Source organism: Acetobacterium sp. K1/6, assembly GCF_034438075.1.
GTDB classification, from domain to species: Bacteria; Bacillota; Clostridia; order Eubacteriales; family Eubacteriaceae; genus Acetobacterium; species Acetobacterium carbinolicum.
Genome location: NZ_JAXQGA010000009.1, coordinates 124,988 through 145,467, shown reverse-complemented (window position 1 = coordinate 145,467; position 20,480 = coordinate 124,988). Strand labels below are relative to the sequence as shown.

18 protein-coding genes are annotated in these 20,480 nt (G+C 43.1%); 11 read left to right on the top strand and 7 right to left on the bottom strand.

Annotation, left to right across the window (positions count from 1 at the left end; all coding sequences use genetic code 11):
• The first annotated feature begins 76 nt into the window (after positions 1-76).
• Complete coding sequence (locus U2P91_RS10040; protein WP_111887926.1) at positions 77-1,282, top strand: AI-2E family transporter; 1,206 nt, start codon at positions 77-79, stop codon at positions 1,280-1,282.
• A 75-nt stretch (positions 1,283-1,357) separates the two neighbouring features.
• On the opposite strand, the gene U2P91_RS10035 is transcribed toward U2P91_RS10040, so the two are convergent.
• Both U2P91_RS10035 and U2P91_RS10030 read right to left on the bottom strand, forming a co-directional pair.
• Complete coding sequence (locus U2P91_RS10035) at positions 1,358-2,200, bottom strand: Mbeg1-like protein (protein WP_322519580.1); 843 nt, start codon at positions 2,198-2,200, stop codon at positions 1,358-1,360.
• A gap of 63 nt (positions 2,201-2,263) precedes the next feature.
• The gene (locus tag U2P91_RS10030; RefSeq protein WP_322519579.1) at positions 2,264-3,103 is read right to left on the bottom strand and encodes a putative ABC transporter permease; all 840 of its coding nucleotides are present in this window, start codon (positions 3,101-3,103) and stop codon (positions 2,264-2,266) included.
• Positions 3,104-3,308: 205 nt separating this feature from the next.
• Here U2P91_RS10030 and U2P91_RS10025 point away from each other — a divergent pair, with 205 nt between their 5' ends.
• Together U2P91_RS10025 and U2P91_RS10020 are read left to right on the top strand one after the other, a co-directional pair.
• Positions 3,309-3,902: a secondary thiamine-phosphate synthase enzyme YjbQ gene (locus tag U2P91_RS10025; RefSeq protein ID WP_322519578.1), complete on the top strand. Its 594-nt coding sequence runs from the start codon at positions 3,309-3,311 to the stop codon at positions 3,900-3,902.
• Positions 3,903-3,948: 46 nt separating this feature from the next.
• Positions 3,949-6,369 (top strand): MrcB family domain-containing protein, encoded by a 2,421-nt coding sequence (locus tag U2P91_RS10020; RefSeq protein WP_322519577.1) that lies wholly within the window; start codon positions 3,949-3,951, stop codon positions 6,367-6,369.
• Positions 6,370-6,486: 117 nt separating this feature from the next.
• Here U2P91_RS10020 and U2P91_RS10015 read toward each other — a convergent pair whose 3' ends face one another.
• On the bottom strand, positions 6,487-6,918 hold the full coding sequence (locus U2P91_RS10015; protein WP_322519576.1) for a CBS domain-containing protein: 432 nt from the start codon (positions 6,916-6,918) through the stop codon (positions 6,487-6,489).
• 195 nt (positions 6,919-7,113) lie between these two features.
• Between U2P91_RS10015 and cdaA the strand changes: the two genes are divergently transcribed.
• The 8 genes from cdaA to hydG all read left to right on the top strand — a co-directional run bounded on the left by cdaA (position 7,114) and on the right by hydG (position 16,211).
• A complete protein-coding gene (cdaA, locus tag U2P91_RS10010; protein ID WP_242988647.1) occupies positions 7,114-7,962 on the top strand; it encodes a diadenylate cyclase CdaA in 849 nt (282 codons plus the stop codon).
• Entirely contained in the window at positions 7,949-9,163 is a 1,215-nt protein-coding gene (locus U2P91_RS10005; protein ID WP_322519575.1) for a YbbR-like domain-containing protein, read from the top strand. Before cdaA ends, U2P91_RS10005 begins: the two co-directional genes overlap by 14 nt.
• A 142-nt stretch (positions 9,164-9,305) precedes the next feature.
• A complete protein-coding gene (gene serC, locus U2P91_RS10000) occupies positions 9,306-10,394 on the top strand; it encodes a 3-phosphoserine/phosphohydroxythreonine transaminase (RefSeq protein WP_111887918.1) in 1,089 nt (362 codons plus the stop codon).
• A 28-nt stretch (positions 10,395-10,422) separates the two neighbouring features.
• The gene (locus U2P91_RS09995; RefSeq protein ID WP_111887917.1) at positions 10,423-11,592 is read left to right on the top strand and encodes a phosphoglycerate dehydrogenase; all 1,170 of its coding nucleotides are present in this window, start codon (positions 10,423-10,425) and stop codon (positions 11,590-11,592) included.
• A gap of 62 nt (positions 11,593-11,654) precedes the next feature.
• Positions 11,655-12,896 carry a DUF1015 domain-containing protein gene (locus U2P91_RS09990; RefSeq protein ID WP_322519574.1) on the top strand — a complete coding sequence of 414 codons (1,242 nt, stop codon included), beginning with the start codon at positions 11,655-11,657 and terminating at the stop codon, positions 12,894-12,896.
• Between the two features lie 534 nt (positions 12,897-13,430).
• On the top strand, positions 13,431-13,709 hold the full coding sequence (locus U2P91_RS09985) for a TM1266 family iron-only hydrogenase system putative regulator (RefSeq protein ID WP_322519573.1): 279 nt from the start codon (positions 13,431-13,433) through the stop codon (positions 13,707-13,709).
• The gene (gene hydE, locus U2P91_RS09980) at positions 13,702-14,742 is read left to right on the top strand and encodes a [FeFe] hydrogenase H-cluster radical SAM maturase HydE (RefSeq protein WP_322519586.1); all 1,041 of its coding nucleotides are present in this window, start codon (positions 13,702-13,704) and stop codon (positions 14,740-14,742) included. Before U2P91_RS09985 ends, hydE begins: the two co-directional genes overlap by 8 nt.
• A gap of 50 nt (positions 14,743-14,792) precedes the next feature.
• Positions 14,793-16,211, top strand: a complete 1,419-nt coding sequence (gene hydG, locus U2P91_RS09975; protein ID WP_322519572.1) for a [FeFe] hydrogenase H-cluster radical SAM maturase HydG — start codon at positions 14,793-14,795, stop codon at positions 16,209-16,211.
• A gap of 323 nt (positions 16,212-16,534) precedes the next feature.
• Here the strand turns inward: hydG and U2P91_RS09970 are convergent, their stop codons facing one another.
• From U2P91_RS09970 to cls, 4 genes are all read right to left on the bottom strand, one after another.
• A complete protein-coding gene (locus tag U2P91_RS09970) occupies positions 16,535-17,491 on the bottom strand; it encodes a DUF4097 family beta strand repeat-containing protein (RefSeq protein ID WP_111887913.1) in 957 nt (318 codons plus the stop codon).
• Positions 17,492-18,082, bottom strand: a complete 591-nt coding sequence (locus U2P91_RS09965) for a DUF1700 domain-containing protein (protein WP_111887912.1) — start codon at positions 18,080-18,082, stop codon at positions 17,492-17,494. It abuts the gene before it with no gap.
• Entirely contained in the window at positions 18,069-18,401 is a 333-nt protein-coding gene (locus tag U2P91_RS09960) for a PadR family transcriptional regulator (protein ID WP_111887911.1), read from the bottom strand. Before U2P91_RS09960 ends, U2P91_RS09965 begins: the two co-directional genes overlap by 14 nt.
• A 127-nt stretch (positions 18,402-18,528) precedes the next feature.
• Positions 18,529-19,992 carry a cardiolipin synthase gene (gene cls, locus U2P91_RS09955; RefSeq protein ID WP_322519571.1) on the bottom strand — a complete coding sequence of 488 codons (1,464 nt, stop codon included), beginning with the start codon at positions 19,990-19,992 and terminating at the stop codon, positions 18,529-18,531.
• Positions 19,993-20,480 lie beyond the last annotated feature (488 nt).

Below are 20,480 nucleotides of genomic sequence, written 5' to 3'. Positions count from 1 at the left end.
TACTTGGGAACATAAAAATTAAGCGGGCTAATGGTCCGGCATGTTATCATTATCAATAAAAAAAGGCGGTGAATCTATGGAAAACAATAATAATTGGAAAAGCAAGGAAATGAGCGACAAAACCTTCAGGAATTATTTTTTTCTGATTACCTTTGGAATCTGTTTACTGGTAGCCCTTCTGAATATAAAATACCTGCTGGGCTATTTTGGCCTGTTTGTGAATATTATTACCCCGGTGCTAATCGGTCTGGGCATTGCCTTTATCTTAAATATTCCAATGTCATTTATTGAGACACATCTTTTAGGCTTTATGAAGCAGACCCCCAAAAAAGAAAGACGGTTTAAACTTAAAAAAAACCGGGATCTAAATAAGGGCAAACGGGTGATTGCAATTACCCTGACATTCATTTTTGTGATTGGTATTCTGGCCGGACTGATTACCTTTGTAATTCCCCAGGTCAGCGAAAGTGTCGACACACTGATTGTTAAATTACCGGATTATATTACCTCTTTTAATGCTCTGATGGATGATATTCTGGCGTTCTTAAATTTGCCCGAAACATTATGGAACGACATTACGACTGAATGGGATGCGTTACTGGAACAGTTTGGCAGTCTTTTACTGAGTTCTGTTCCGGAAATATTTAATGCGACCAAAAGCATTACCGTGGGTTTCTTTAATGCCATTATGGGGGTTGTTATTTCTATTTATCTGTTGGCTGATAAAGAGAATTTACTGGCCCTTAAAGATAAGTTGATCTATGCTTATGTCAAAAAAGATCAGGCCGATTTTATTTCAGATGTCAGCACCACGGCCAATCAAGTCTTTCACGGCTTTATTGCCGGACAGATTACGGAAGCCTTTATTCTGGGGACCCTGTGTACCGTTGGTTTAGCAATACTGCAGATTCCCTATGCCTTACTGATTGGGGTTATGGTTGGCATGACTAGCGTAATTCCAGTCTTTGGGGCCTTTTTGGGGGCCGTACCCAGTGGCTTTATCTTATTGGTGGTGAACCCGATTTACTGCCTGATTTTTGTGGTTTATATTATTGTCCTGCAGCAGGTTGAAAGCAATGTCATTTATCCGCGTGTAGTCGGTGGGTCGATCGGTTTATCGGGGTTATGGGTGTTGGTCGGGATGCTGATTGGCGGTAGTCTGTTTGGTTTTCTGGGGATTATTTTGGGAATTCCATCCTTTGCCGTATTTTATGCGGTGTTTAGAAAAGTAACCAATGAACGGATTGATAAAATGAAAGCAAGGCAGGAAGAACCGGCCTGAACATCTATCGCGATCTAAAAAAGCGCCCTTTAGCGGATTGACCAATTGGTTTAATCGTTAAAGGGCGCTTTTAGTTTATTTGTGTTTGTTTTTTTTAAGCTGCTGTTTAGCTTTGGACGCCATTAGCGTTAAACTAACTGTAAAATTCTGAAAGCCGGAATAAAAGGGATGGCGCATATCCGGTTTTCGGATCTCGCCATTTTGGTTTAGTAAGCGGTTGGGCGGATGATTGTTGTGTGGCAGTTTGGATTCACCACCGACCACTATCCGTTTTCCGGCAATGCTGTTTAAAAGGATGTTAACCACGTCCCATGCCGATTCGTAGGCAATTATTTTTTTCTGATGGGTTGCGATTTCTTTGGCATATTTCCTGATAAATTCGGCCGAAAATCCCTGGCTGTTAAAGGTGACACAGTAACGAATTTTTACACCATCAACAATGGTAATGTACTGACTATTATTGCCGCCCTTGGAATGTCCGGTTAAGGTATAGTGCTTAAAACGAAGCGTTGCATCAACCGCATGAAAAAACGCCAGGGCTTTTAATTGCTGGGGTGTATCGGTTAAGAACCCCCCTTTGATATTATCGATCCAGCCGATGCCGGTGGTACCTCGAAAAGCGATAATTCCGGCGTCCGGGGTATGGTCGGAAAAACAATAGGCCACCAGGCCATTGTCAGGCTGGTTTGTGTAGGCCAGAATCTTTAGCGAGGTGAGGTTGTGATTAGCCAGGATCAGGCGCAGTGACTTGTCCCACTCTATCGCGGACATGGCACAATCGCCCTGAAGATCGTTGACATTTTTTAGCAAGTCCATCACCATTTCTCCTACGGTATACGCTGGTAATAGCGATACAGAAACCGGAAGATCCAGGGCGGCAAGCTGACTGATGAGGTTAAGTTCACTGTGATACAACATGGTTCTTACCTCCTTGGTAAGAAATTCGGGTGATTCAAACGACACATAGATTTTAAAGAAAAACTATTTTGAGTGCCGTTTCGCTTTATGCCGTTTGCTTTTTTCCAGATACGCTTTATAAAGCTCGAGTGAGTTCTGATGATAGGTGTGCGCCATTTTAGGAAAGGCATTCATAATGCGTTGATGTGAGTAGCGGTTGATAAACTTCGTTTCGTTAATCCGATTGGTTAGCGAAACAATCAGATGTTGAGCCGAATCCATGGCATCGGTAAGTTTATCATCCTTAAGCTCGCGGACCCTGGCAGTGACTTCGTGGGCAGTGGTAATGCCTTTTTCTTTTAAATTATCTTTAAGCTCGGTGGTTGCTTCATAAACACTGTTAAGTTTTTTGTTAAAGGAAACTGTTTCACGAGTGGATTCCACCAGATCACTAAGAAAGAAGATTGCTGCCACCGTTGCAATAATCTGGATCCAGAAAGTCGAAAAGCTGTTAACCAGATCAGAGGCGATGGGATGAACCATATACATCAGTATGACACATAAGAGACCAAAAAGAAATGAATTTAACAAACAGACCCGGCCGTTGATATTAAATTTATGGTCGGAGTAGTCCCACCATTTAGCATGAAAGAGTTTTTCCATCCCCCAACTGGTGATATACTCCAGCGAGCTGGTGAGTATAATGCCGATGAAAAAGACTAAAATTGGATTACTGATATAGGGCATTAAGAACATAATAATGATGACTGCACCGACTCCATAAATGGGACAATAGGGGCCGTTTAAAAAGCCGCGGTTAATAAATTTTTTTGCCGGGATGGAGCAGTACACCACTTCGCACATCCAACCGATGATGGCATAAATAAAAAAATAAACAAAAAGTAAGCTTAAGTTATAATACATAAATGATTCCTTTCAAATTAACAACTTTGGATCATTTTAACATATCGGTTTACGGTCTCATAGATAAATCGCTAATAAAATGATTTATATTGCAAATATTTATCCATCATCGATGGATATGTTTTTGTTTTTTCAAATCGGATGGTTTATAATGGAGACAGCCCAAATAACAACACTTTAATGAATACTAAAATAGGGAGCATAAATGAAAGCGAACAAGATTGAAATAACAAGCAGCGAGCAACTGATTGATATTACCGCAAGTGTGCGGGAGTATGTCAATGGGTCCCGTTTAAAAAATGGCTTTGTACACATTCAAATTCCTGAAAGAACCGCTTCGGTGATTATTTCAATCAACGATGACTGGCGGCTGCAGCGGGAGTTTTTTGATAAACTAAACCATCTGATGCCCAAGTATGACGGCATGAAGTTTACCGGTTGGACAACCGCCTGTGTTAAAGCGACGATTTTTGGGCCATCCCTCCAGGTGATGGTCCATGATGGAACCTTGATCTTGGATAAAAACCAGAGTATTTATTTTGTCGAATTTCAAGGTCCGGGCGAGCGCCAGTATTTTATCAGTAGTTCCGGGACAACGCTGGCTGAAAATGAGGAAGCAACGATGCCCGAAGAACTGGCATTGATTTTTGAAAAACGTAAAGCCCATGAAGCAGAACAGGAACAGATCAAGGAAGAAATGCGTAACGAATGGCGTCTACGGGAAGAAAATCGACTAAAGCTGGAAGCAGAAAACAACGAAAAAACAGCAGAAAACAATCATCTCAAGCAGGATGAATAGAAAAATAAAGGCATAAGAATGAGCGAAGAAGAGAAAGGCAGTAGCAATGAGCTGGGAATTATTAGGATCGGATCGAATGATCAAAACAACAGAATTATCGGACTTTGTTAATACCGAGATGACTATTCCAAAAGAACGGATCAGCTTTTTTGGGAATCCCGGAGAACGACTGGCAATTATTTATCAGAATCGCGAATATCCTTCTTATCTGGAAACCGAAGGCGATACCAAACTTAAATGGAGCAAGGTGCTGATACGCAAACTGGGTGAAGCCTTTCCTGATTTTGAATCGTGGTTTCAGGGTGATCCGGATGCGTCCAAAACGCCAAAGCTGGAAATAATAAAAGCCAACGAAGTTTTTCATCTGCGCTTAATAATGGCCGATGAAGAAAATAGTGATGAAAAAATAAGTGACATGCCGATAATCGCTACTCCGCCAACGGCCGGACTCCAGGAGCTGTTGTTAAAGTGGATTACCGGTTATCCCAACTATTATCCCAGAGACTTTCGTTTTTCTTTTAAAGAGACGATCACCGAAGAGATTCCCAAAGTGATTGAAAACTTAAAAACCATCCGATCCGGACACTATCAGGTACGGGGCTTTGCCGGAGACACCCAATGGGCCGAGATCCCCTGGGTTAAAGTACGCGATAAACAGGCTCTAGATGATAGCGACCTCTATCTGGCTTATCTTCTGGCCATGGACAGCCGTAAGCTTTATCTGGCCATCGTCTATGGTGAAGAAGGGATGGGGGTCCGCAGTCTGGCGGAAAAAGCCGCTGCGTACCGAAAAAACCTTGTGACAGAACACTATCGAACCAATCATAAAGATGTTTTGCTGGCGAATGCCAGCCTGGTGTCGGGGATCGTCTGCTATCGCGAATATACCGAAACAGAGATGCCAGAAGATGAGGTGCTGATCGCTGAATTTGAAGCGTTTAGAAAAATGTATAAGTTATGTTTGACGAAGGGTCAGACGGCTGATGAAACAGCAGTCAGTGATGAGCCAAGCGAAGAAATTATAAAAGGACAGGACGCCAAGGTCGAAAATGAAATGGTAGCAGAAATAAAGCAAAAGCCCGAAGTTGTACTTGAGGAACAGACGCCGCCACCGCAAGGATCGCAACCGGTACCGGCAGAGACCGTTTTGTTTGAAAGCATCTGTGAAGAGCGCCCCGGTGTGGAAAACAAAAATCAGGCGGAAAGCGGCTCGGAAGTCCCGGCACAGCCGAAGCATGCAGCGATCAGTACTTTACGCGAGGTCGTGATGGCAGAATCTGAAACAAACCTGTCGTCTGCTGATGTGGATGACATTCAATCCAAAGCAGAAACGAAAGCAGCGGAGAGCAAATCATTTACCCGCTATCCGGCAAAGAACGACTACCTTCCCCCCTATCTTCAGTTGGTTCAGGCAAAAATGGGTGACAAAGGCTATTATTATCCGGCGGAATTAATTAAGACCTATTATCTGTCGATAAAATCAAAACCATTTGTGATCATAAAAGGCCAGGTAGGCAGCGGCAAAACCAGTTTTCCCCGGCTCTTTGCTGAGGCAATTGGTGCGAACCAGGAAAACGGTCGATTTAAACGGCTGCTGGTGGGAAAAAATTGGGAGGACCATACTCCACTACTGGGACATCTGGACAGTCGTGGGCACTTTATCCCCGGACCCATCATGCTGATCTTAAAAGCAGCCAAAGAATATCCGGATAAACCCCATTTCTTCATGCTCGATGAAATGGACCAGTCTTCGGCTGCCGATTATCTGCGGCTTTTGTTAGAAGGAATTAATGGCAGCAAGGAGCCTTTTTTGAAACGCGAAGATTTTGGTGCAGATATTACAGCTTTTCGCGAATACGGTAACTTAAGTTTTCCGGATAACCTTTATATTGTCGCAACCATCAATGAGGGTCCCGGCAGTTTTCCGGTCCATTCCCGAGTGATTGATAGCGGCAATGTGATTCGGATGCCGGTGGTTGAAATTGGCGTTTTTGCCGATTACGGCAGTCCTACCGGTGACAGTGACTGGGAGAACAGTGTCTTTAAAATCCATAGTCAGGCTAAGGGCTTGCCGGAAATTCTGGAGCGTCTCATGGTCTTGCTCAATGAGCTACAACAGCTACTCATAAAACATGAGTGCCCAATGGGGTATCGGGGGAAAAATGAAATCCTGGCTTTTGGCATCAACAGCGGAGTTGAAGGTTTGTATAGCGAATTAGAGGTCATCGATCTGGCTCTTTTGCAACGCATTATTCCTGCGCTGGAGGCAGTTTCCGAAACAGATGTCGACGTCTATCTGAGTTTGGCTGGCTTTTTACTTGAGGACGGTTTAAGGCAAGCGTTTAGCAATTTGCCACCAGACCGGCTGATTGGTCGATATGAAGCGTTATTAAAAGCCGGGGCCATTCCCTGTCCCCGCAGTGGAGGGGTGATTTTAAAACGATTAAGACAACAGCATAAACAGTGAAGACGACAAAAAGCCAATTGATACATCCGATTCTTTCATTGCTAAACAGAAAAAACAGTTCTGGCAATGGCAGCGTTGGACGAATCAATTGGCTTTAATCGTTGTCATTAGAGGAAATTAACCGACTTCTTGTTCAGCGACCTTATCAGATAAAAAATTGATCAGTTCTTTGATCAGTTCCTGGCGTCTAAGAATACCAATAAAAATTCCCTGATCATCAACGAGGGGAATAAAGTTCTGCTTCACAGCCAGTTCTACCAGATGTTCGTAACTTTCATTAACCCTGGCCACTTCCAGATTTATTTTGAAGTCAATGTCTTTGATTTCAAAAGCATCTAAATTGATTTCCGGGTGGGTCAGACTCAGGGATAAAACCCGTAGCAGGTCACCTTCACAGATGGTTCCCACGTATTGTCCTTTTTTGTTAATCACTGGCAGGGCCGTATAATTTGTAATCACAAACATATTGTAGGCCTGGTTGAATGAATCGGTATTGGTTAAAAAAACAGTTTCGCTTTTGGGGAGTAAATAAAACAGATGATTTTTCATGTAAAAGAGCTCCTTTTTCTTTATAAAAGATTGGGAAGAGTTTTAATTAAAGCCAATTTTAGCATGAATTTCACAAGTCTCCCTTAAAAAAATTCTTAATGGGGACTGTAAAAATATGAAAAATTTCAATTTCCGTTTCACGAAATGGCTTAGGTAGTGTATAATTAATAGTAACGAATGAATGAGGGAATTAAAATGGAAGAGTTTTTATTATATTTACAATCAAGAATAACGGGAGCCAGTATCATCGAGGTTGTCATTATTTCTTTTATTGTCTATAAGTTATTAATGTGGATACGGGGAACCCAGGCCGAACAGGTTTTTAAAGGCTTGATTGTGTTGCTTTTTTTGTCGCCTGTCAGTGAATGGCTGGGTTTCACCACCCTTAATTTAATTATTACCAGCGCCTTTACCTGGGCGTTTATTTTCATTGTGGTGGTATTTCAGCCGGAGTTTCGCTCAGCCTTGGAACAACTGGGAAATAATCGTATTTTTAAAGAGATGATGAAGAAACCATCGATGGACTTTCTCGAAGAAGACGTCGAAAAAATCATTAAAGCGGTGGACAAACTGGCGTGCGAGCAGACTGGTGCACTGATTGTTCTGGAAAAAGATACCGGGCTTAATAATATCGTTAAAACCGGAACCGAGCTGGATTCGGATATCAGCAGTGAACTACTGGAGAATATTTTTACGCCGAACCGTCCTCTTCATGACGGCGCAGTGATTATTAAACTATGGTCCCGGCAGATCCGGGCGGCAGGGTGTTTGCTGCCGCTTTCGGACAATCGGGATTTGGGCAGTGAATTTGGAACTCGGCACCGGGCTGGTTTGGGAATGACAGAAAAATCTGACGCGCTGGTCATTATTGTCTCCGAAGAAACGGGTCAAATTTCTTATGCATCAAAGGGCACCTTGTTTCAGGATGTGATCATCGAGGTGCTCAAGCAAATTATTCTGGAAAACTATATCATCAATGAGGACGGCAACACAGACAGCGGGTGGATTCATAAGCTCTGGGGGAGAATCGATGGCAGCAAATAAAAAGAAGATAGCCTTGCATGAACGATTATTTCGGCTGATTGCAGCAGTGGGCATTGCCATCACCCTTTGGTTTATGGTCAATGGTAATGCTGATATGCTGATCACCCAGGATTATAACAGTATCCCGATAACCTTAACCAATGTGGAATCCCTCGCAGAAAAAAATTTGGTGCTGGTCGATAATAAAAATTATTATCTCAATTTGCAGGTAAAGGGAACGGACCGGAATTTAAGAAATATTATTATGAAAGAAATTACCGCTGAAGTAGATCTCAGTGATATTGACGAAAAAGGGATCTATGATCTGGATGTTGAGGTGAAAGGCCTGGCCAATTCGGTGATTATCAGTAGCATGAACCCGACGACTCTTTCGATTGAAGTGGATAATATCATAAAGGAAGCCGTGGATGTGGGGATTGTGCTGGAAGGAATACCAGCCAATGATCTGTCGGTGATCTCGGCTAAATCACAGGAAAAAGTGGAAGTGGAAGGTCCGGAAGCGTCGATTACGCGAATTGATAAAATAACTGCAACCGCCAATGTTAACGGACTGGCAACCGATACGACAAGGTACCTGGATGTTACGGCTTATGATGTGGACGGGAGTCCGATTAGTGATCTGGAGATATTGCCAAATGTTGTTCCAACTGAGATTTTTTTAGGAAAAACAAAGTCCGTAGGAATGACGCCTTCCACCGTCGGAGAACCGGCCAATGGGACCATTGTCACAGAGATTATGGTTGAACCTTCAAAGGTCATAATCGGAGCCAAAGAAGACCTGCTAAATACCATTGAGACGATTGCCATCGATCCCATTAACGTGTCGGGACAATCAAAAACATTTACCAAAGATATTAGTCTTACCGCCCCGACGGGATTCTATTTCCTCGATGATAGTGGAAAAGTTAAGGTGACCGTTGCCATTGAAAGCCCGGTGGAAAAGAGTTTTACCCTTGATAAGGTAAGTGCAAAAAATCTCGCCGCTGGTCAGGTGATGTCAAAAATTAAGGATTCCCGGGTTATCGTAAAATTAGAGGGTGCCAGTAGTGTCCTAAACAGTTTAAATACAGCGCAGATTGAAGCCTTTGTGGATTGTACGAATTTAGCCCCGGGAGAATATGAATTGCCAATTCAGACCAATTTATCGCAGGCTTTGGTCAAATCCATCACACCAGCAAGAACAACAGTAACAATTGAATAAAAATCTGAGTAAATAAGAAAATTAACATAAAAATTAATACAAAATCTTGCATTTGACAATAATTTAACATATAATAGCAAGAAGTAATTTTTTCAGAGAATTACAATTCACACCAAAACACTATTTAAGGAGGAAATTAAACGTGAAAAGAGTTTATAATTTTTCAGCTGGACCATCTTGTTTACCACTCGAAGTCCTGGAAAAAGCTGGGTCTGAAATGGTATCCTATGGAGATGCCGGTATGTCCGTGATGGAGATGAGTCATCGATCATCTTATTTTGATGATATTCTTCAAGCCGCAAAAAGTCTTTATCGAGAACTGATGAATGTACCTGACAATTATGAGATTCTGTTTTTACAAGGTGGCGCATCAACTCAGTTCGCCATGATCCCACTCAATCTGTTTTCAAAAACCAATAAAGCCGACTTTATGCTGACTGGCAGTTGGGCAAAAAAGGCTTGTCAAGAATCAGCCCGTTATGGAGAAGCAAAGGTTATTGCATCATCCCAGGATAAAACCTTTTCCTACATCCCTAAGGTGGATCCCAAGGATTTTACACCGGATGCTGATTTCTTCCATATTTGCGCGAATAACACCATTTACGGAACGCGATTTAAACCAGAAAATATTCCTGATACGGGAAATGTACCTTTAGTAGCAGATATGTCTTCAAATATCTTATCTGAAGTTTATGACGTTAAAAAATTTGGCTTAATTTATGCTGGTGCTCAGAAGAACATGGGACCGGCTGGTGTCACAGCGGTGATTATCCGCAATGACTTATTGGGTCATGCCAAAGATTTTACGCCCACAATGCTCGATTATAAGACCCATGTTGACAATGATTCTTGTTACAATACTCCACCATGCTACAGCATTTATATTTGCAAACTTGTTTATGAATGGGTAAAAGCAAACGGTGGTGTTGCTGGCATGGAAGCCGCGAATAAAGAAAAAGCTCAAAAGCTTTACGATTTTATTGATAACAGCAAGCTTTATAAAGGGACTGTTGTGGCTGAAGACCGTTCACTAATGAATGTGCCTTTTATTACCGGATCTGACGAGTTAGATGCCCTGTTTGTTAAAGAAAGCAAGAAAGCCGGAATGGAAAACCTGAAGGGTCATCGTAGTGTTGGTGGGATGCGAGCAAGCATTTACAATGCCATGCCAATGGCGGGGATTGATACCCTGATAGATTTCATGCAGAAGTTTGAAAAAGAAAACGCCTAGGCGTTTTGCTAAGAAAGGAAATTTGATTGTGAATTATAAAGTACAGACCCTGAATAATATTTCTAAAAAAGGGCTAAAATTATTAAGTGAGAATTATACAGTTTTAGATCAGCCGGAGAATCCGGATGCGGTTTTACTGCGAAGCTATAAAATGCATGACATGGATATCCCGGAGTCAGTAAAGTTTGTGGGCCGGGCTGGAGCCGGCGTTAATAACATTCCTCTGGATAAGTGTTCAGAACAGGGCATCGTGGTTTGTAACTCACCTGGTGCCAATGCCAATGCGGTAAAAGAACTGGTGATTGCCGGGATGCTGATCGCTTCACGTAAGGTCGTTGACGGGATAGCGTGGTCAGGCACTTTGACGGATAAGGGCGAGGAAGTCCCCGCTCTGGTTGAAAAAGGCAAGGGTGCTTTTGGCGGTCCAGAACTATATGGCAAAAAAATGGGTGTGATCGGCTTAGGTGCCATTGGAGTGCTGGTTGCCAATATGGCGATTGATTTCGGGATGAAGGTTTACGGCTTTGACCCCTTTATTTCGATTGATAATGCCTGGGGATTAAGCCGAAAAGTCAGACGTGCTGTCAGCAAAGAAGAAATCTTTAAAAATTGTGATTACATTTCACTTCATATTCCTTTTATGGATGAAACAAAAGATTATGTTAATGCCGATTTGTTAAAAGAGACCAAAAAAGGACTGCGATTACTAAACTTTGCCCGCGGTGGACTGGTTAATTACGATGCTCTGGAAAATGCCATTGAAGATGGTACCATTGAAACCTATGTGACGGACTTCCCCAATGAACGCTTGTTGAAAATGAAAAATGTTATCAACATTCCGCACTTAGGTGCATCAACTCCGGAAAGTGAAGAAAACTGTGCGGAAATGGCTATTTATTCGTTAAAAGAGTATCTGGAAAACGGCAATATCATCAATTCTGTCAACTATCCGGATTGTAATATGGGTGTATGTGAAGCAGTAAATCGATTGACTGTGAACCATGCCAACGTAAAAAATATGTTGGGCCAGATTACCAAGGTGCTTGCGGATTATGACATTAATATTTCGGTTATGACCAACAAACACAGAGGTTCATGGGCATATACCATGATTGATGTTGACAGCAATGTTGGTGAGGACGTCAAGACCGCTTTAAAAGCGATTGAAGGCGTTACCCGAGTACGGATTCTAAAATAAAAAAAAAGAAGTGGTCTTCGTTTAGCAGAAGCCACTTCTTTATTTAAAAATAGGAGAAAAAAATGGCAACAATAAAACCCTTTAAAGCGGTTCGCCCCTTTCCTGAAAAAGCTCAGGATGTGGCTGCCCTGCCCTATGATGTCTATAACCGGGAAGAAGCGGCAATAGCTGCCCGGGGGAAACTGGATTCTTTTTTACGGGTTGACCGGCCGGAAACGACTTTAGACGAAAGAATTAAAATCAATGATCCTTTTGTTTATGAAACCGCCAGAAAAAATCTGGAAAAACTGTTTCATCGGAATGCCTTAACCCAGGATACCAAAGACTGCTTATATATTTACGAACTGATCATGGACGGGCGAAGCCAGGTCGGGTTGGTTGTCTGTACGGCGATTGATGAGTATCTTGATAACACGATTAAAAAACATGAGCTGACCCGGGCTGATAAAGAAGAAGATCGGATTAAGCATGTTGATGCCTGTAATGCCAATACCGGGCCAATTTTTCTGACCTACCGGGCCCAGGACGCCATCAATGAGATGGTAGACAGCTGGCGGAAAGCGAATGAACCGGTTTATGATTTTGTTGCAGAAGATGGGATTACCCATCGGGCCTGGATTGTTGACGACGAGGCCGTGATTAATGGTTTAATTGAAAAATTCGGTCATGTTGACAGTCTCTATATCGCTGATGGACACCACCGCTCGGCGTCTGCGGTTAAGGTTGGTCTGATGCGCCGGGAAGCAAATCCGGAGTATACCGGCGAAGAGGAGTTTAACTATTTCCTGTCGGTATTATTTCCCGATGAGCAGCTCTATATCATGGATTACAACCGCGTGGTTAAAGATCTTAACGGACTCAGCGTTGAGGAGTTTTTAAACGCACTATCGGAAAAATTTGATGTAACGCCTAAGGATGCCGAACCGGTAACACCACCTCAAAAAGGCAGCTTTGGTTTATTTGTGGATAAAAAATGGTATCTGCTAACCGTCAAAGAAGGGGTTTACGATCCCGCCGATCCGGTTAATTCACTGGATGTGGCGATTCTGCAAAACAATATCCTGATACCTATTTTGGGAATCGGGGATATTCGTACCGATAAACGAATCGACTTTGTCGGTGGCATCCGGGGTTTAAACGAACTGGAACGCCGTGTTAGCGAAGATATGGTACTCGCTTTTTCGATGTACCCGACCGCCATCGAAGAGCTGATGAACATTGCTGACGCAGATATGGTGATGCCGCCAAAATCTACCTGGTTTGAACCAAAATTAAGAAGCGGATTGTTCATTCATAATCTGTAATAATAAAAAGGATCATACCGATGTGATCTGGGTTTCGGAGATACACCGAAAACTCTGATCACATCGCGTGTGGTCCTTAATTTTTGGGTAAGACTGTATCGGAGCCGGAAAAAAGACAAGAATTTCCCTCTGATAATTATTGAAGCATGTTGAATTATATGATATCCTTTTCAACAACAGTGAGCTAAAAGATGACGAATCCTCAGATTCTGACAGCAAACTGGACAAGCATTGACAAGCATTAATAAAAACAAAGCTATCGTACTGATGCCATCCGGGTTCGTCCCTAATGGAAAGGCGAGAGAATCATGTGTCATTCATCCATATCATTTTTTCTAAATGGTTTGGTTATTTGCGTATTTTTCCCTGTGCCATCCCGGTACAGGGATTTTCGCGTTAAGGCAACGAGCCAATCGCAAGCTCGCTTGCAGTTGGCGACTGCCCGCGACCGAAATGAAGCGAAGCGGAATTGAGGTAATTTTTTGGTAGTTTAAGGGTAGCTGGTTAAAAAGAAGGTGAGTGAAGGAGTTTAAGATGGAAAAAAGAATCGGACTGATTGCAATTGTAGTTGAAAAAAAAGAAGCGGTGGAAAAGCTCAATCAGGTGCTTCACGATTATCGGGAGCATATTGTCGGACGAATGGGAATTCCTTATCAACAGCGCGGCATTTCGGTGATCAGCGTGGTTGTTGATGCGTCGACGAATATCATCAGTTCCTTGTCCGGGAAGCTGGGTATGATTGAGGGGGTGAGCATTAAAACCGTTTATTCAAAATTGCCAAAGGGTGATGAAACTAATGAAAATCATGAATAAATTACCGGCTAAACTGGAAAAAGAGCAGTTTTTAGAAAAAGATGAGTTTAAATGGCTGCTTGAAAATAATACCCCCGAGTTACGAGCGGATCTTTCAAACCGGGCCAAAAGAGTGGCCGGAGAAACCTTTGGCAATGGGGTCTATGTCCGGGGGCTGATTGAATTTAGTAATTATTGCAAAAATGATTGCTACTACTGCGGCATTCGTTGCGGTAACGAACAGGCTCATCGGTATCGGTTAAGCGAACAGGAAATTCTTGACTGCTGTGCAATCGGATATGACTTAGGCTTTCGTACCTTTGTACTGCAGGGTGGGGAAGATCCGGATTTTTCCGATGAAATGATGATTAAACTGATTGGTAAAATCAGAAGTGACTACGACGATTGTGCCATTACCCTGTCACTCGGTGAGCGGCCGCGAGCCGTTTATGAAGCATTCTTTACCGCCGGAGCTAACCGTTATTTACTGCGGCACGAGACGGCTAGTGCGGAGCATTATAGAAAGCTTCATCCCCGGGAACTGCGGCTGGAAAACAGAAAAGAATGTCTTGCCCATCTCAAAGAAATCGGCTTTCAGGTAGGCACGGGCTTTATGGTGGGATCGCCCCATCAGACGGTTGAAAATCTGGTTGCGGATCTACTTTTCACAAAAGAATTAAATCCCCAGATGATTGGGATCGGACCGTTTATTCCCCATCAGCACACCCCGTATAAGGAAGCTAAAGCCGGTACGCTGGAAGAAACCTTATTGCTTATCTCAATCCTGCGGCTGATGCTGCCTAAAGCGCTGATTCCAGCCACGACCGCACTGGGAACGATTGATCCCAATGGTCGGGAAGCGGGCATTCTGGCTGGGGCCAATGTGGTCATGCCCAACCTGTCTCCCGTGTCAGTCCGAAAGGATTACAGCCTATATGATAATAAAATCTGCACGGGGGATGAGGCCGCCGAATGCCGGGTCTGTTTAAGTAACCGGATGAAAGGAATTGGCTACGAAATTTTAACCCACCGGGGCGATTATCCAAAAGATTAAATGCAGTCGAATAAATGAATTAAAAAAATAAAAACTTTAGGAGCGTAACAATGTATAATGTCATGTCGAAAAAAGCGGTTGAATTTATTGATGACCAGGAGATTTTAGAAACGCTGGCCTATGCAGAAGAAAACAAAACAAATGTCGCCCTGCTCAATGAAATCATTGAGCGCGCAGGGACTTATCAGGGACTCAACCATCGCGAGGCGGCAGTTTTACTGGCCTGCGAGCTAAAAGAACAAAATGATCGTTTGGTAAAATTGGCGATGGATATCAAAAAAAAGTTTTATGGCAATCGTATTGTTATGTTTGCCCCGCTTTACCTCTCAAACTATTGTGTCAATGGCTGTGTCTACTGTCCTTATCATTTTAAAAATAAAAACATCAGCCGCAAGAAATTGACCCAGGAAGAAATTGCCAAAGAGGTCATTGCTCTTCAGGATATGGGTCATAAACGGCTGGCACTGGAAGCTGGCGAAGATCCAAAAAATAATCCCCTGGAATACATTTTAGAAAGCATCAAAACGATTTACAGCATCAAACATAAAAATGGCGATATCCGCCGGGTTAATGTAAACATTGCGGCGACCACGGTGGAGGACTACCGCCAGTTGAAGGAAGCCGGAATCGGAACTTATATTTTGTTCCAGGAAACCTATCATAAGGAGAATTATGAAATGCTCCATCCCACCGGTCCCAAGAGTGATTACGCCTGGCACACAGAAGCGATGGATCGTGCCATGGAAGGCGGCATTGATGATGTCGGGATTGGGGTCCTTTTTGGTCTGAATAAATACCGCTATGATTTTGTCGGAATGCTTATGCATGCCGAGCACTTAGAAGCCGCGATGGGGGTTGGTCCCCACACCATCTCGGTCCCCCGGATCTGCCCGGCGGATGATATTGACACTGATGATTTTTCCAATGCGATTTCCGATGACATCTTTGAAAAAATTGTTACGGTGCTGCGCATTGCCGTCCCCTACACCGGTATGATCATTTCGACTAGGGAGTCCCAGGCTTCCCGGGAACGGGTGTTAAAGCTGGGGATTTCGCAGATCAGCGGTGGTTCCAGCACCAGTGTCGGCGGTTACGATACGCCGGAACCGGAAGATCAAAACTCAGCCCAATTTGAGCTTAATGATACCAGAAAACTCGATGATATTGTCAACTGGCTGTTAGAAATGGGACATATTCCCAGCTTCTGCACCGCCTGTTACCGGGAAGGCCGCACCGGCGACCGCTTTATGCAACTGGTTAAATCCGGTCAGATTGCCAATTGCTGTCAGCCTAACGCGATTATGACCCTCAAAGAATATTTAGAAGACTATGCCGCCCCGGCGACCAAATATAATGGTGAAAAAACCATTGCCCGGGAACTGGCTTCGATTCCCAGTGACAAGGTCCGGGGCATTGCAACGGCCCATCTAACTGAGCTGAGCTCCGGCAAACGGGATTTCAGATTCTAGTGTTGACGGTGCCTGTGAAAGCGCCGAAAACTCTTTTTTCTTAAAAAGCTTAATAAACCGCGAGGTCGATATTTCGTGCCGGTCATTGACCCAAGAAGAAATCAGTCACATTGTCAAAAAAAGCGGTCACGATCAACTTGATGAATTCGACTTAAATGATTGAGCAGGATGGTTGAGAAACAGAGCATAAAGACGATTTGGGTTCTTCGGAACTCGGGTCGTCTTTTTTAGGGTGCACCCGGCAAAACGACAAAAAGGTAAAAAAGACCCGGGCAAAATAATTTCTTTGCCCGGGTCACTTGTGGTTGCGAAATGGAAATAGTTTAATTAACGGGCAGGAACTCAATATCTATATTGCCGCTGGCGGTTGAGACCTCCAGACTATTTTTTCCGTTTCCAAAGTTGGGGAGATTCTGCTTGCCGCTGAGGCTGTCGGCGGTGATGGTATAGGTGGCAGGATCACCAAGAAGACTGCCGCGAATATTGCCGCTTAAGTTGGAGAAGTAAAAATCATGACCGGATAGCTTATTAAACTGGATATTGCCACTACTGTTTTCTATGGTGGTCGGTCCGGCAATGGTGGTTTCGTCAAATTTCATGGCACCACTTAGGGAGGAAGCAGACAGGGATCCGTCCGTTTTTCCCTGACTTACCTGGATCGTTCCGCTGGCGGTTCCCAGTTCCAGGTTGCCGCCGGCACTGACCTGACTGAGATCAAGATTACCACTGATGGTGGAAGCTGCAAGTTGTTGGGCGATACTAAGGTTTTTCAGGTCGATCTGTCCGGCAGAGGTGCTGGTATTAACATCCTTTAAATGATCAAGGTCGGACACGATCAGATTGCCACTGACGGTGGAAACTTCAAGTTCACCGCTGAACTTTTTGGGAATGGCCACGGTCAGCTCTCTTTTTTTATTTTGCAGGTTGAAATTTAAAAAACCGATCTGTTCGTACCAATGTTTAAACAGGGAACGATCGATGCTTAGATTACCATTTTCCAACAGCTTTATGGTATAGGAATCCTTTTCGTTCTCATAGCATTCAATTTTTATCTGATCGCCATCGATTCCCACAATCTTTACGTCAGTGTCCAATTCACTAAGACTTAGATTTGAAACACCGGCCAGATCATAGGTGTAGCTTTTTTTCTCGTCTGGAAGACTGGCGTTTAAGGTCCTCCAGTTAAATCCGCCCAGGGCAAAAGCGGCCATGGCAATAATAAATCCGAGGATAATTAAACCACCGGCAGTCAGCATGATTATTTTTTTGATTGGTTCCATTTACAGGACCTCCTTTTTAATAAATAATGATTTAACAAAGCGTAGAAATTTTCGGGTAAGCAAGATCAACCAGTGGGATAGTTTTGTGACACCGAAAAAGGATAGAACGCCGATGCCCAGGCAGGCAAGGGATAAACCAAGGACAAACAGTCCATAAACAAAAGACGGGGCAAAAAAGATGCTAAAAATCCCGGCCAGGCCACCGAGCACAAAGGCAGCAACTGTTGCATAAAGGGATATAATAACCGCCCAAACCGAGAGATAAACAGAAAGAATGACAACAAAGAAAGCAGCCAGCAAGGGAAACCAAACCGGGAAGCCCAGGACAATCAGGACAATTTCCCAAATCTTTAAGCTGGATTTTGGCTGGATCTTGGCCTTCATCAGAGCCGGTAAGGGTTGTTCCAGCAGAGTATCCTGGATAATGGTATCAATATCACCAATGGCGGCGACGGCCTCCGTTTCACTCATGCCATCTTCAATCCGGTCATCAATCATTTCGGCATAAAAACCCCGGGTTTTTTCGATCTCATGTTGGGGTAATGGGTCAAGCTTATCGGTCAAACTTAATAAAAATTCAGATTTGTTCATCGCTATGGTTCCTCATTTCTTCATTAATAAAATTATATACACTCATGACCTCTTTCCAGTTGTCAATAAATTCAATAATTCGATGACGACCGGTTGCGGTTATTTTGTAGTATTTTCGAAGTCGGCCATTATGTTCAACAGCGTGAACCAGCAGGCACTGGTTTGTTTCAAGTCGTTTCAGGATGGGATAAAGGGTGGATTCGGAGATTTCGATATAGGGATTCACATCTTTGATGATTTGATAGCCATAAGAATCGCCCCGATTGAGTACCGTCAGTACACAAATTTCCAGTAACCCCCGTTTTAATTGAATATCCAAGTAGATACCCCCTTTCACATAATACTATACAATGCATAGTATATTTTTGTCAATCGTTTTTGGCAAAAAAAACCAGCTGTTTTAAAAAACGGCTGGTGGGATGAAAAACGGAAAATAGTAGTTGACTCTACAGTAAAGGCGAAAACAGTCGCGAAATCGATTCTTTAACCTTGACTCGTCGGCTGCGGTTCCGGTAGAGTTCTTTGTTATAATAGGTGCATTTTTTAATATCTTCAACAAAGATATTTTTAAGTTTTATCGCAACCTTACGGTCATAAATAAAGGCGTTGGTTTCAAAATTAAGCCGAAAGCTGCGGATATCAAAGTTACAGGAGCCCACTGAACAGAGCGCATCATCGACCACAATGGTTTTGGCGTGAAGAAAGCCATTTTCATAAATAAAAATCTTGGCCCCATATTCAATCAGTTCGCCGACATAGGCCAGGGTGACCCAGTAAATAAAAATATGATCCGGCTTATTAGGTATCATAATCCGGACATCAATACCGGACAACAAGGCAATTTTTAAAGCCTCCAGAATACTTTCATCCGGTACAAAATAGGGCGATTGAATCAGAATATAATCCTCAGCGTTATTAATCATCCGTAGGAATCCCTGTTTGATTTGCTGGTTGATGTTATCCGGACCACTCGAAACAATTTGGATGCCAGCTCCGGATTTTTGGGGGATGGTGGGGAAATATTGGTTAAGTTTTTGATCATCAGCGAGGAACTCTTCACTGGAACTGGCGCGCCAATCGAGCAGAAAGCGATGCTGCAGCTCGTAGGCGGCTGAACCGACAAGCTTCAAATGAGTATCCCGCCAATAGCCCATTTTTTTCTCCAGGCCCAGATATTCGTTGCCGATGTTAAACCCACCGACAAAGCCGGTGACACCGTCGATGATCACAATTTTGCGGTGGTTGCGATAGTTAACCCGGAGATTTAGCATCTTAAAGCGGGATGGAAAAAAAATACCGATTTTCCCCCCGGCGGCCTCAAAGCCATCAAGCACCGTGCGGGGTAAATAACGACCGCCCATGGCATCAAAAAGCAGCCGGACTTCGACGCCTTCAAGCGCTTTTCTCGTCAGAATATCAAATAATTTAGCGCTCAGGGTATCGTTTTTAATAATATAATATTCCAGATGAATCGATGATTGGGCGGCTTCCATGGCATGAAAAAGAGCATCAAATTTCTGATTTCCATCGGTAAAAATTTCCACCGTGTTATTACTGGTGTAAATAGATTCACTGACATTTAAATGAAATTCAATGGAATGACGGTATTTTTCAATGGGACTATCGGGATCGATCGCAATAATCCGGGAAAGTGACCGTTGCTGCAGTCTTAACAAATGATGGTACTGAATATTCTCAGGGGTGTTATACTTAAAAATTTTACGTTTGGTTAAGTTCTGCGAGAAGAGAATATAAAATAAAAAGCCCCAAATGGGTACCATCCATAGGAATAATAACCAGGCATAAGTGCTTTGAGGGTTTTTTCGTTCCAAAAAAATAATGGTGAATGTCAGCGTTATATTGATGATAAAAATAATTGTTGCTAAGATTGCGGCAATACCCAAAAACATAAAAACCTCCGAAAGTTTATTTCATCTATTATAACATAAAAGGTAATGAATGGAATAGTCTTGCAGCAGAAGGTGACGAAATTCACTTGATATCGATGGTATCGAATTTCGCTTGACATTTTTGGGAACGCAATCTTATAATAGACGTTGTCTCAGGTTTGTGGTTGAAAGTCGATGCCAGATGCAGGCCAAGCGATCCACGTAAGATAACTCAATAGAGAGTTGTTGATCATAGTGCGTCTTAGAAGTAAGTCCAGCCGGGTAGACCGAGAGAAGGAGTTGTGATGCGAACACTGAGCTAAACTTCCAGCTGGCGAGTGTGGGGGGAAAAACCAGGTCAACTGAGACAGCCTTTTTACATTCTGTTTAGATGATATTTTGTGACAAGAAATTGACACAAATGATTTTGACTAAAGGGGATTCGATTGGGTATAATAGAAATATACTTAAAAACACTTTATATTAAGTGTAAACGAGTAAGGTTGACC